This is a genomic window from Azonexus sp. (assembly GCF_030824335.1).
Taxonomy (GTDB): Bacteria; Pseudomonadota; Gammaproteobacteria; order Burkholderiales; family Rhodocyclaceae; genus Azonexus.
Genome location: NZ_JAVBXX010000017.1, coordinates 51,688 through 64,498, shown reverse-complemented (window position 1 = coordinate 64,498; position 12,811 = coordinate 51,688). Strand labels below are relative to the sequence as shown.

At 59.3% G+C, this 12,811-nt stretch carries 9 protein-coding genes; 7 read left to right on the top strand and 2 right to left on the bottom strand.

Features of this window, described 5'->3' with window-relative positions:
• The first annotated feature begins 83 nt into the window (after positions 1-83).
• Positions 84-1,703, top strand: coding sequence for a diguanylate cyclase domain-containing protein (locus RCI20_RS11505; RefSeq protein ID WP_306605622.1), 1,620 nt, complete (start codon positions 84-86; stop codon positions 1,701-1,703).
• 21 nt (positions 1,704-1,724) lie between these two features.
• On the opposite strand, the gene hemA is transcribed toward RCI20_RS11505, so the two are convergent.
• Entirely contained in the window at positions 1,725-2,975 is a 1,251-nt protein-coding gene (gene hemA, locus RCI20_RS11500; RefSeq protein ID WP_306605620.1) for a glutamyl-tRNA reductase, read from the bottom strand.
• A gap of 151 nt (positions 2,976-3,126) precedes the next feature.
• Here hemA and RCI20_RS11495 point away from each other — a divergent pair, with 151 nt between their 5' ends.
• The 6 genes from RCI20_RS11495 (at position 3,127) to RCI20_RS11470 (ending at position 12,414) form a co-directional block, all read left to right on the top strand.
• Positions 3,127-3,690, top strand: a complete 564-nt coding sequence (locus RCI20_RS11495) for an OmpA family protein (protein WP_306605617.1) — start codon at positions 3,127-3,129, stop codon at positions 3,688-3,690.
• Between the two features lie 275 nt (positions 3,691-3,965).
• On the top strand, positions 3,966-6,050 hold the full coding sequence (locus RCI20_RS11490) for a methyl-accepting chemotaxis protein (protein ID WP_306605615.1): 2,085 nt from the start codon (positions 3,966-3,968) through the stop codon (positions 6,048-6,050).
• Between the two features lie 13 nt (positions 6,051-6,063).
• Entirely contained in the window at positions 6,064-7,548 is a 1,485-nt protein-coding gene (dacB, locus tag RCI20_RS11485) for a D-alanyl-D-alanine carboxypeptidase/D-alanyl-D-alanine-endopeptidase (RefSeq protein ID WP_306605613.1), read from the top strand.
• A complete protein-coding gene (locus RCI20_RS11480) occupies positions 7,545-8,258 on the top strand; it encodes a hypothetical protein (RefSeq protein WP_306605611.1) in 714 nt (237 codons plus the stop codon). Before dacB ends, RCI20_RS11480 begins: the two co-directional genes overlap by 4 nt.
• A gap of 65 nt (positions 8,259-8,323) precedes the next feature.
• Complete coding sequence (locus RCI20_RS11475) at positions 8,324-9,256, top strand: substrate-binding domain-containing protein (RefSeq protein ID WP_306605609.1); 933 nt, start codon at positions 8,324-8,326, stop codon at positions 9,254-9,256.
• 2 nt (positions 9,257-9,258) lie between these two features.
• Entirely contained in the window at positions 9,259-12,414 is a 3,156-nt protein-coding gene (locus tag RCI20_RS11470; protein ID WP_306605607.1) for a response regulator, read from the top strand.
• Here the strand turns inward: RCI20_RS11470 and RCI20_RS11465 are convergent.
• Positions 12,403-12,810, bottom strand: coding sequence for a hypothetical protein (locus RCI20_RS11465; protein ID WP_306605605.1), 408 nt, complete (start codon positions 12,808-12,810; stop codon positions 12,403-12,405). The genes RCI20_RS11470 and RCI20_RS11465 overlap by 12 nt on opposite strands.
• Position 12,811: the final 1 nt, after the last annotated feature.

The following is a 12,811-nucleotide window of genomic DNA, read 5'->3' as shown; positions in this document are numbered from 1 at the left end:
GAGATCACCATTCATCGGCGACCGAAGGTGATTGCCACAAAATGTTTCCAAACGCATAATCGGGCAAATTTTTTCGAGTCACGATGCCTTCCTTTTCCCACACCATCCCGCAACTGGCCCAAACTCTGGCGCAGCGCTGGGAAAACTATCTCAAGTGCGGCGACTTCGAGGTTTTTGTCGAGTTCGCCCTGTCGCTTAACGGGCTGAGCGAACAACTGAAGCGCCTGCATCTGGCCGGTCTGGTTCGCGCCTGCCAGGAGCTGGAAAATCTGGCGCTAAGCCTGTTCGGCGACGAATCGACCCATCCGGTCGCTCCCGAACACAGCAAAGCCATCGCGCAGCAACTGGGCGTCATCCTGACTGAACTGCACCGTCAGGAAGCGCCCGCCACACCGGCCCGCCGCATCTGCGACACACCGGAGAACCCGCAGGAAAACTGGCAGCGCCCACGTCGGGTATTGATCATCTCGCAGCACGGACATCCGTGGTCCATCTCACTGGCCGAACAATTGCGTTTCTTCGGTTTCACCGCAGATACTCGGCATGAAGCCAGCCCACCCGGCAATGGCGAGCCGCCACTTGCTATCGTTTTCATTCCGGACGAAGCAAGCGCCGAACCCCACGCGGACAACACCGTCGAACAAATCGGCAAGCTGCGCAATTGCTTCCCGACCAGCTACATCTATTGCCTGGCAGTACCCTTGAATCTGGAAAGCATTGTGCTGCGCCAGCGCGCCGGTGCCGATGCCTGCATTCCGGCCACTAACACCGCCGGCGATGTCCTGTCGCGCATACTCGACCTGGCCGAAACCGGCGAACAGGACGTACACCGTGTGCTGGTCGTTGAAGACTCGGCAACAGCGATTGCCCATATTCGCCGCTCGCTCTCCCAGCACGGCATTGACAGCATGGCCATCAACGACCCGCGCAAACTGCTCGAAACGGCTGCCGATTACCGTCCCGACGCCATTCTGATGGACATGTACATGCCCTTCTGCACCGGAGTCGAGGTGACCAGTGCGCTACGCCAGATTCCAGAGTTCCAGGCACTGCCTGTCATCTACCTGTCCAGCGAAACCGATATCGTGCAGCAGGTTGAAGCCCTGCGTCTGGGCGGCGACCAATTCCTGACCAAACCGGTCAACCCGATCATCCTGGCATCGGTCGTCAAGACCAAGATCGAACGCTATCGTGAAATGCTCTACGCCGGCCGCCACGACAGCCTGACCGGCCTGCTCAACCATGCCACATCGAAAAGCCAACTCAAGACCATGCTGCACAGCGTTTCTGCCACAGGAAAACTGGTGGTGGCAATGCTCGATATCGATCGTTTCAAACTGATCAATGACAACTATGGTCATCCGGTCGGCGATCAGGTCATCCGCAGCCTGGCCTGGCTACTGCGGGGCCGCTTGCGCAGCAGTGACCTGATCGGCCGCTACGGCGGAGAAGAGTTCATCATCGCCTTGCCCAACCTGAACCTGGAAAGAGCCATCAGCCTGCTCAACCAGATTCGCGAAGACTTCGGGGCCTTGCCACATGCGCATGCCCACGGCGCATTGCATGCCACCTTCAGTTGCGGCATCGCAGCCCTGCCCGATTACCAGACGACATCGACGTTGATTCAGGCCGCCGACGACGCCTTGCTTGAAGCCAAGCGCAACGGACGTAACCGGGTAATACAGGCAGTCAAAGCGGACTGAGGCGGAAAACCGCGAGGCTCGTCAGTCGTTCGAATGCAGGTGAAACAGACGGGCAGCAGCGAGCTGCAGTTCACCACGTTCAGCACCTTCAGCCTGATTGAGTGACTGGGTCGGCGCATGCAGCAGCTTGTTGGTCAGCCGCAAGGAGAGCTGCTCGATAACCTTGTCTGCCGCCTCGCCCTTGGACAACATTTTCAGCGCATGCTCCAGTTCGTGCCGACGCATGCGCTCGGCCGAGTCACGCAACGAGCGGATGACTGGCACACTGTCACGCGCCTGCAGCCAGCCGAGAAAATCCCGGACCCGAGCGCCAATGATGTCCTCGGCTTCGACTACGGCCGCTTGCCGCGACTCCATGCCGCTTTCAACGATTTGCGCCAGATCGTCCACTGTGTACAGGAAGACGTCATCGAGCTCACCCACTTCTTCTTCCACATCGCGCGGCACAGCCAGGTCAACAATGAAAATGGGCCGATGCCGGCGTGCCTTGATGGCCCGTTCGGCCATGCCCAAACCGATAATCGGCAGCGGACTGGCAGTACACGACACGACGATATCGTGCTGTGGCAGATAATCGGCCAGATCATCAAGACGAATGGCAGCACCGCCATAACGCTCGGCCAGCAGGCGGCCACGCTCAATGGTGCGATTGGCGACGGTGACCTGTTTCGGCTTGTCGGCACAAAAATGGGCGGCACAAAGCTCAATCATCTCGCCAGCACCGATGAACAGTATGCGTTGTCCAGCCACCGACTCGAAAATGCGTTCAGCCAGATGCACGCCAGCCGCGGCCATCGACACGATATTGGCGCCGATTGCCGTCGTGCTGCGGACTTCCTTGGCGACCGCAAAGGCCCGCTGAAACAGTTTGTGCAGTTGCGTACCCAAGGTGCCGATTTCCTCAGCGGCCCTGACGGCATCCTTGACCTGCCCGAGAATCTGCGGCTCACCGATAACCATTGAATCGAGGCCGCTGGCCACCCGGAAAGCATGCTGAATCGCCGCCGGCTGATCATGGACATAGAGGAAAGGCAACAGGTCGGCGTGTTCAACCTGATGATAGGCACTCAGCCAATCGATCACACGCTGCGTCGACTCGGCGACACAGTAAATTTCCGTCCGGTTGCAAGTTGACAGGATCGCCACTTCGCGCACCACCTGTGAGCTTGCCAATTCGGACAGGGCATGACGCAATTTGTCGGCACCGAAAGCGACACGCTCGCGAATCGCGAGCGGGGCAGAATGATGGTTGATACCGAGGGTGAAGATCACTGTGAAGCGCCAGGTACAGGATGCGGGGGGCGATTATATCATTGCCGCCCAAACGGCTTTCCGGTGCGACGCAAAGATCCCGACAAGGCAAAACTGGCTGGAAGCACGCGGAGCAGCTATTATTGTTTCCTTTCGTTGTCGCTGCGAACCTATGCGTGCCTCCCTGACCGTCCCTCTCTTGCTTGCTTCACTGCTCAGCGCCTGCACGACTACTGTCGTCCAACCAGCCAGCCAGATCAGCCAAAGTGGCAGCCTCAAGGTTCACCCCGGACTTCTCGGCCAACCCGTTCCGCCCGAACTGCAAACCCCCACCAGCCAGGTCGTCAAGCCAGTCGAATCGGAGACACCCCAGCCCCCGGCAAACACGGAAGACTTGCGTACCCAGCGCAGTCTTTATTTCAGCCTGAACCAGACTGACCTGAAAGCCGACTATGACCAGGTCCTGATGGCACATGCCCGCTACCTGGCGCGTACCCCAGCGGCACGGATGCGCATCGAAGGCCATGCCGACGAACGTGGCAGTGCCAACTACAACAAACAACTGGGCCTCAAGCGGGCGCAAAGCATCCGTGCCACCCTGATTGGCAACGGCGCCGATCCCGCACAAATCGGACTCAAGAGCTGGGGCAACAGCCGTCCCAAGGTTAGGGGCCGCGACGAAGCGGCATGGGCCGAAAACCGTCGGGCCGACATCGTGTACGAGCGCGAACGCTAAGCCCCTCCAGGCAAGGCAGCACTCCCGCCAGATCATCCAGACTTCATAAACAGCATGATCCATCCCCGCCAGTTCAAAACTGCGCGGGGATTTTTTATGGGCACACATAAACCTAGCCCACAAACCCATGCCATCCGGAAAAACAGCGCGCGCGAAACACCCCCCCTTATATGTTTACCTGATATGACTTTTAGAATAGTGTTGACAGGTTTTATGGATGCAATCTTTTCAATCAACAATCAGCAGTGACTTTACCGGCAGCCCTTCGGAAAAAAATGAAAAACAATCAGCCCGTCACCCAGCGAGAAGTCCATTTCCCTTCCAACACCTACCTGGTTTCCCGAACTGACCTGAAAGGCATCATCACCTATGCCAATGATGCCTTCGTCGAGATCAGCGGCTTCAGCCGGGACGAACTCGTCGGCAAAAACCACAATCTGGTACGCCATCCTGACATGCCCGAGGCAGCATTCAAGGATTTGTGGGCGACCGTAAAATCCGGACTGCCATGGCGTGGTCTGGTCAAAAATCGTTGCAAGAACGGTGACTACTACTGGGTTGAGGCCTTTGTCGTACCGCTCAAAAAAGATGGGCAGATCACTGGCTACATGTCGGTGCGCACCCCCGCTGCTGGCGCCAAGCGCTCGATGGCCGAAGCCGCTTACGCAGCCGCCGGGCAAAAGGGCAGTCTGCCGGGCACCGGACGGAAATCCTTGTCCCTGCGCACCCGTATCTGGGCCACCATGGGCGCTCTGCTGACGCTCATGGCTATCGTCGGCGTGGTCGGCCTGAACGGACAGAGCAGCACCAACGCACAGTTGAATGCGATGTATCGCGACAATCTGTTGCCGTCCAACACCGTCAACCGGATGATGGCGTTACTGACCGACAACCGTTCGCAAATCATGCTGGCACTGCAGCATGACCCGGCCAGTCAGTTCGCCAAATTGCACGATCATCCGCTCGACATGCATATCGATGCGACCCTGAAGAACCGCTCTGAAATCAACGACCTGCTGGAAAAACTGAAGACTGCACCATTGTCCGAAAAGCAGAAAACCCTGCTCGACAAATTCAGCCAGACGCGTGAGCGCTTCTCCCGTGAAGGCGTCAATGCGGCACGCGAGTTGCTGAAACAGGGGCTTTTCCTGGATGCCAATGTAACGCTGCTGAAAAACATCAACCCGCTGTACGCAGAAATGCAGCGCGATGGCATGGCATTGATCCAGGAACTTTCCGATAGTGCCAATGTGCGTTATGAAGAAGCCGAAACGCACTTTTCGGACATCCGCAACCTGAGCATCGGACTGCTCGCACTGGCCATCCTGCTCACCCTGGCCGGCGGCGCAATGCTGGTCTCGGCAATTGTCGGACCGATCCGCAAGGCGGTCGCCTTGTTTGACCGGATTGCCGAAGGCAACCTGACCGACGAAATCGACATTGCAGGACGCGACGAAACCGGCATCCTGCTGTGCAACCTCGGTGTCATGCAAGGCACGCTGAAGGCCATGCTCGACGAAATCAATGCCGCCTCCAAGGCCATCGATTCGCGCAGCAAGCTGCTGGAATCGCAGATGAGCCAGGTCGCCGCACAGTCCGAGCAGCAGCAGGCCAGCGTCGAAGGGGTCGCCGCAGCAACCGAAGAGTTCAGCCAATCTGTGCAGGAAGTGGCGGCCAACGCGCACGACACCGCCAGCGCAGCCCGCGACTCGCAATCCCAGGTAAACCAGAGCAACACCAATATCAGTCAGAGCATGGAAGCAACGAACCGCGTGGTCGAGGCGGTCACCACCTCGAACAACACGATCGACCAGCTCAACCGCTCGATTGCCAAGATCGGCGACATCACTAGCGTGATTGCCGACATTGCCAGCCAGACCAACCTGCTGGCACTCAATGCCGCCATCGAAGCTGCCCGCGCCGGCGAACAGGGTCGTGGCTTCGCCGTCGTGGCGGATGAAGTGCGCAAACTGGCTGAACGGACCACGACCTCGACCTCTGATATCAACAAGACAGTCAATGAAATCCAGTCGGTCACCGCGCAAGCCGTAGCCAGCATGGATCTCGCGGCCCAGGAAGTGGAGAACGGTATCGGCAAGCTGCGTGACAGCGTGGCCGGACTGGAAGGCATCACCCAGTCGTCCGGACAAGTCTCGCTGATGGCCGGGCAGATTTCCGACGCTGCACGCCAACAGGGTATCGCCAGCGAGGAAGTGGCCATCAGCATGCAGCAGATCACCGATCTGATCGAGCAAAACACCAACTCGGCACGGGAAGCTCGCCAGGCGGCCAACGATTTGCTGCAGACCTCGAAGCAACTCGAAACGCTGATCTCTGGATTCGTCCTCTATCAACGTTAAACAACAGCGCCCGATGCGCCGGTTTGCCGCATACCATCTCGTCCGGCTGGCGCTGAGTCTGCTGCCCCTCATCGGGGCAGCAGACGTGCTTGCACAACTGCCGCCCCCCGTCGTACTGGCCCTGCACGCGGCACAGATCCCGCTGCAAAATGTCGGCATCGTCGTTCAGGCAGTCGATAGCGGAGCGCCGCTGATTGAACACAACAGCCGGCAGGCGATGAATCCGGCGTCGGTGATGAAACTGGTCACCACCTATGCTGCACTTGACCTGCTCGGCCCGGCTTACGTCTGGCAAACCAGCGCACTGGCCGACAATGTTGCGGTCAACGGTGTTTTAGCGGGGAATTTGTACCTCAAGGGCAGCGGCGATCCGAAGTTTGCCATTGAGCATCTGTCCTCCCTGCTCCGCCAATTGCGCGTGCGCGGCATCGAACGGATTGCTGGCGACATCGTGCTCGACCGCAGTGCATTTGCCCCGACAGCCTTCGATCCGGCCGCTTTCGACAACAAACCGCTGCGCCCCTACAACATTGGCCCGAACGGTCTGTTGATCAATTTCCAGGCACTGCGTTTCACCCTGCAGGCGCAGGAAGGCCAGCCCCGCATCCTGCTCGAAACGCCGAGTGCCGATCTGTACATAGACAACCGCCTGCGTAGTACAGGGACGGTCTGCGGCAGCGACTGGAAGGATCGTATCAACCTGGCGCTGCTGCCGGATGGCGGGCGGCAACGACTCGAAATTACCGGCACTTATGCCGTGCAATGCGGCGAACGGGCGCTCAGCCTGTCGCCATTGTCCGCCGAAGCGCACGACAAAGGCTTGATCCTCAGCCTGTGGCAAGAACTGGGCGGGCGCCTGAGCGGCCGGGTACGCGACGGAGCAACACCACCGGCGGCACAACTGCTGGCCAGCCACGAATCTCCCCCGCTGGCCGATGCCGTGCGCGACATCAACAAATTCAGCAACAACGTGATGGCCCGCCAAGTCTTCCTGACGCTCAGCCAGCCGCCGCAGGAAGTCACGGCCCCAGCCAAGGAAAACCCGCCGGAAGCCCTCCGGACAGGTGGCAATTTTCCCGCCAATACCGAACGCGCCGGACAACGCATTAACGATTGGCTGAGCGGACGCGGCCTGCGTTTCCCCGAGCTGGTCATCGACAATGGTTCAGGCCTGTCGCGCAGCGAAAGAATCAGTGCCGGCAGCCTGAACCGTCTGCTGCTCGACGCCTGGCAAAACCCGCTCATGCCGGAATTCATCGCCAGCATGCCGCTGGTCGGCATCGACGGGACGATGAAAAAGCGGCTTAACGGCTCGCCGGTCACCGGCCGCGCTCACATCAAGACCGGCACGCTGAACGGTGTACGCAGTGCCGCCGGTTATGCACTGGATGCCCGTGGCCGACGCTACGCCCTGAGCTTTCTGATCAATGACCCGCGCGCCCAGCAAGGCGGTGTGGCGATTGATGCACTGCTGACCTGGATTGCCCAACGCCAATGAACCAGAGGCAGGCGTTTCCCGGTGATTTTTTCTCGTCGGCCGGGCTCAACCGGCAACATGTTTTCACGCTTGATGCACTGCCGGCAGAAACGCTGGCACCGCTGAACCGACAAGCCGGCGAACAGCAATTAATCCTGCTCGGCCACGCCGGCCGCCGGCTATGGGAATGTGTGCAGACCGCCGGGCAAGGCGGGGAAGATCCGATCGACGATTACACCAGTGCTGCGGTCGACCGCTGTTTTGCCGAGTTTTTACCGGAAAACCACTACCGCATCCTCTACCCCGGCCCGGCCATGATCGGCCTGCAAGCACTGGGCAAGCTGGCCGGCTGGCATCACCCATCCCCCTTCATGATCGGCGTTGACCGTCAGTGGGGCAGTTGGTTTGCCTACCGTGCCGTCGTGCTGAGCGACACCGCTTTTTCCCCGACCACACCGGTCGACCGCAACAAACCGGAAAACACCAGCCCATGCCTGGACTGTATCGCCCGCCCCTGCATCAGCGCCTGCCCGGCCGGCGCCACCGGCGAACACTTTCAGCTTGAAGCCTGCAGCAATGAACGCTTGCGCCCCGGCTCGGCATGCGCACTGGGCTGCCTGGCGCGCCAAGCTTGCCCGGCCGGTAGCACCCACCGCTACAGTGAAGCGCAAATTCGTCACAGCTACGCCAAATCGCTGAAAATACTCGAAAATTGGCAACGAATGCGTTAAAGTTGAGGAGTTGGTACAACTCGCGACAGAAAAATCGCAAGGGCCAACAAAATAGGGAGTTCCTCATGCAACGCCGGCAATTCACACTGCTCGCACTCGGGCTAAGCACTGCGCCCATCCTGTTCGCCAGCCCACTCAACAAACGCAAATATGTCGTGGCCTTTGCCCAGGACACCATGGCCAACGACTGGCGCGCGGCGCAGGTGCGCAATCTGCAACAGGCTCTGAGCAAGAACCCGGATGTCGAATTCGTCTTCAGCGATGCGGGAGGCGATACCGCGCGACAAGTGCAGGACATCGAAAACTTTGCCGCACGTCGTGTCGACATCCTGATCACCAGCCCACGCGATGCCGAATTGATGCGCGAACCGATTGCCCGCGTCTACCGCAGCGGCATTCCAGTCATCCTGCTGTCGCGCCGGGTCAATGGCGAGGAATTCACCCATTTCGTCAGCGCCGACAATCGTGCAATCGCCCGTCAGGCCGCCCAGCACCTGGCCAAGCGCATGAAAGGCAAGGGCCGCATCCTGATGCTGCAACACATCCCGACATCGACTCCCGGCCAGTTACGGACAGAGGGCTTCCTCGACGAACTGAAAAAACACCCCGGCCTGCAGATTGCAGCAATCAAGCGTGCCGACTCGCAACGCGCACTGGCCATTCAGAAAGTCGAAGAAGCGCTGGCCGAAAACCTTGCCTTCGATGCCATCTACGCCCAATCGGACAGCATGGCACTGGGGGCCATCATGGCGCTGAAGAAAGCCGGCCTGGACCCAAGAAAAATTCCGATCACCGGGCTGGATTTCATCAGTGAAGCCCGCGCCGCCATTCGGGCCGGCGAACTGGATGCGAGCTTCACCTACCCGACCTTCGGTCACGAAGGGGCTGAAGCCGCCCTGACCCTGCTGCGCGGCGGCAAGCTCGCGGCCAAGGAACGGACAGTCCCTTCAATCACGGTAACGCGCGATAACGTGGAGCGGGTCGAACCCATTTTCTGACCGTGCCCAAACTATCGCTGGCCCATCGGCTGCTCCTTTTCTGGTTCGCCGCAACCTTCGCTGTCCTGCTGGTTGCCGGCAGCCTGTTTTCAATTCTGCGCACACATCAGCAAGCAACGGATAGCCAGCGCGAACTCCAGGCTGCGTTGCAACATCTGGATAACGGCATCGAACACCTGGCTGGCGAACTGACCGAGGCGGCCAGGTCGTTGACCGAATCGCCGAAGCTGCAGGCCACACTCAACCTGTTCCACGGTTATTTCGAAACCGAGTTGGGCAACCCGGCAGTTTTCGACTTCCCGGCCCAGGAACTATCGGCATTGATCAGCGACCACGCCCGGGCTAGCGGTGCCGACTGGATGGTCATTTCCGGCAAGCACGGCCCCATCGCGGGCTATGCAGCAAAGCACGCACTCTACTGGTCCCAACGCACCGGTGAAGCTGCGCAATTACTGGCCAGCAAGACCGATCGCTCATCGTTCGAACCACTAAGCGCAGCACCGAAGCTTGTGGCGCTCCCCGCCGCCGGACAAAACGTGCATTTCGACCGCTGCCGTACTGGCAACGGTATCGCCCTCGTTCTTGAAAAACCCGTACTCGGCAGCAATGGCAATGAACTCGGGCGGATTTCCCTCGGCCACTGCCTCAACGAGACATTCATCGAGCGCAGCGCCAACGAAACAGGATTGGCCTTTGCCATCGATGCCGACGAACGCCTGGGATCTGCGCTCATGCCTGACTTCACCATCACGCCGAACGCCGGCACGCCGCTGAACGCTGAGTTGCGCAGACTGAGCGGGCCGCAGATCGGCGAAAAATCCGGGCAGACCTTCGTCAGCGCCGTCGTAAAACTGCCGGATGAAAAGACCGCCACCCTGATTTTCGTTCGCCCGCCCACAACGGATGATGCCCCCACCGCCACCTTGATCGGCGCCGGCGTGGCCAGTCTGGCCGGCATATCGCTGCTGGTTTTCGGCATCAGCCTGATCTATGTGCGACGCCAGGTCACCACGCCATTGAATCAGCTGATGCGTGCGGTCGACTCGGCCCGTGCCGGCAATTTCCAGCCACTTTCAGGCCAATTACCGAACAACGAACTCGGCCAACTCGGCATCCTCCTGAACGACACCATGATGGCGCTGACCCGTGAACGCGCCCACTTGCACACCCTGGTCGCGACCATTCCCGACCTGATCTGGCTGAAAGATATCAATGGTATCTACCTCACCTGCAACCCGAGTTTTGAGCAGTTTTTCGGTGCCGATGAACAAGCCATCATCGGAAAAACCGATTACGACTTCGTTGATGCTGAACTGGCCGATTTTTTCCGCAAGAACGATATGGCGGCGATGGCGGCCGGCGTCCCGACACACAATGAAGAGTCGCTGACCTTCGCCAGCAACGGCTATCAAGGCTTGTTCCTGACCACCAAGGTGCCCATGCGTCTTGCTGATGGCAGCGTGATCGGCGTACTCGGCATCGCCCACGACATCACCAAGCTGCGCACCGCAATGAACGAACTGGCCGAGCATCGCCAGCAGTTGGAAGAAAAGGTCCGGGAGCGGACAACCCAACTGGAAAATGCCCATTCTCAGCTCAGCGAAACCCAGTTTGCCATGGACAGCGTCGGCATTGGCATTCACTGGGTTGATCCGAACACAGCCCGCCTGACCTACGCAAACCGCCATGCCGCAGAAATGCTCGGCTATACGCAGGAAGAAATGCTTGCCCTGCGCATCCCGGATATCGACGACCATATCGGCCTTGAAGATTTTGTCGATGTCGTCAAAGACGCCAGGATCGCCGGATCGCTGAAATTCGAAACGACAGAAATCACCAAGGATGGCCGGCGCATACCGGTCAGCGTCAGTCTCTACTACCGTCCGGAAGATGACGACCAACCGCCCAGACTGATCGTCTTCGTCACCGACATCAGCCTGCAGAAAGCGGCCGAGCAAGCCTTGCAGCAAGCCAAGGAAGCAGCGGAAGCGGCCAGTCTGGCAAAAAGCGCTTTCCTGGCCAACATGAGCCACGAAATCCGCACGCCACTGAACGCCATTACCGGCATGACGCATCTGATGCGCCGGGCCGGCATCGCACCGGAACAGGAAGATCGTCTCAACAAAATCGACACCGCCGGCCAGCACTTGCTCAACATCATCAATGCCATTCTCGATCTGTCGAAAATCGAAGCCGGCAAATTCGAGCTCGAAGAAGCCGACCTGCACCCCGGCAGCATCCTGGCCAATGTTTCATCGATGCTGATCGACAAAGCACAAGCCAAGGGCTTGCCACTGCGCATCGAAAACGGCCTGCCCGACCGTGTGCTGCGCGGCGATGCGGCACGCCTGCAACAAGCCTTGCTCAATTTTGCCGCCAATGCCGTCAAATTTACCGAGCAAGGACAGGTCACCCTGCGCGTACGGGCCGAGAGCGAAGACACGCAAGGCATGCTGGTGCGCTTCGAAGTTGAAGACACCGGGATTGGCATTGCAGCGGAAGCACAAAGTCGCCTGTTCAGCGCATTTGAACAGGCCGATAACTCGATCACCCGGCGTTTTGGCGGTACCGGACTGGGCCTGATCATTTCCCGCAAGCTGGCCCAGGCCATGGGCGGCGACGCGGGCGTCGTCAGTCAACTCGGCGTCGGCAGCACATTCTGGCTGACCGCCCGGCTGCGGCACGGCGAAGCACTGACCGAATCCGCCGCCAAACCGAAGCGCGAGACAACGGCGGAAAGCATCCTGATGCGCGACTACAGCCATTGTCGTCTGCTGCTGGCAGAAGACGAGCCGATCAACCGGGAAGTAGCCATGTCCCTGTTCCAGGATGTGAACATCAAGCTGGACGTGGCTGAAGATGGGCAAAGCGCACTGGAGCTCGCCAGCCAGCACAATTACGACCTGATCCTGATGGATATGCAGATGCCGCGCATGGATGGCCTTGAAGCCACCCGACGCATCCGGATGTTGCCTGGTCAGCGCGAGATACCGATTCTGGCAATGACTGCCAACGCCTTCGCTGATGATCGCCTGCGCTGCATCGATGCCGGCATGAATGATTTCCTCACTAAGCCGGTGAATCCGGACGACCTGTTCGAAACCGTGCTGAAATGGCTGCGCCGGAAGAAGCCGACCAGCCCAGCCTCAGATCACTAAGGCGCGCGACTTCGCCAAGGCCAGCCAACCGCGAATAACCCGATAAGCCACCCAGATGCCGAGGACAAGGATCAACAAAAAGGCAATCGGGATGCCGATGATGGTGATCACGAACAAGCCATAAACGCCAAGCCAGAGTAGCGTGAACCAGAAAGTCCGGATCTGCCAGCGGAAATGGCTTTCCAGCCAGGTGCCGCGTACCTCACTGCGCTTCAGGTAGTTGAGGAATACCGCCAGCAGCGAGGGCAGGCCGAAAACGAATCCGCCAGCCACCGTCGCCGACGACGTAACCCCGACCAGCACGGCTATCGCATGCAAGCCGTAGATCACATGCGTCAGATTGATCAGGGATGGACGAACCGTTTGCGGGCTCAAAGACGGAGCGTTTTCGTTCATG

What these genes read in the sequence shown, in the direction of transcription:
- RCI20_RS11505 (WP_306605622.1), top strand. Translation starts at nt 84, where the DNA reads ATGCCTTCCTTTTCCCACACCATCCCGCAACTGGCCCAAACTCTGGCG.
- RCI20_RS11475 (WP_306605609.1), top strand. Translation starts at nt 8,324, where the DNA reads ATGCAACGCCGGCAATTCACACTGCTCGCACTCGGGCTAAGCACTGCG.
- RCI20_RS11490 (WP_306605615.1), top strand. Translation starts at nt 3,966, where the DNA reads ATGAAAAACAATCAGCCCGTCACCCAGCGAGAAGTCCATTTCCCTTCC.
- RCI20_RS11480 (WP_306605611.1), top strand. Translation starts at nt 7,545, where the DNA reads ATGAACCAGAGGCAGGCGTTTCCCGGTGATTTTTTCTCGTCGGCCGGG.
- RCI20_RS11465 (WP_306605605.1), bottom strand. Translation starts at nt 12,810, where the DNA reads ATGAACGAAAACGCTCCGTCTTTGAGCCCGCAAACGGTTCGTCCATCC.
- dacB (WP_306605613.1), top strand. Translation starts at nt 6,064, where the DNA reads ATGCGCCGGTTTGCCGCATACCATCTCGTCCGGCTGGCGCTGAGTCTG.
- RCI20_RS11495 (WP_306605617.1), top strand. Translation starts at nt 3,127, where the DNA reads ATGCGTGCCTCCCTGACCGTCCCTCTCTTGCTTGCTTCACTGCTCAGC.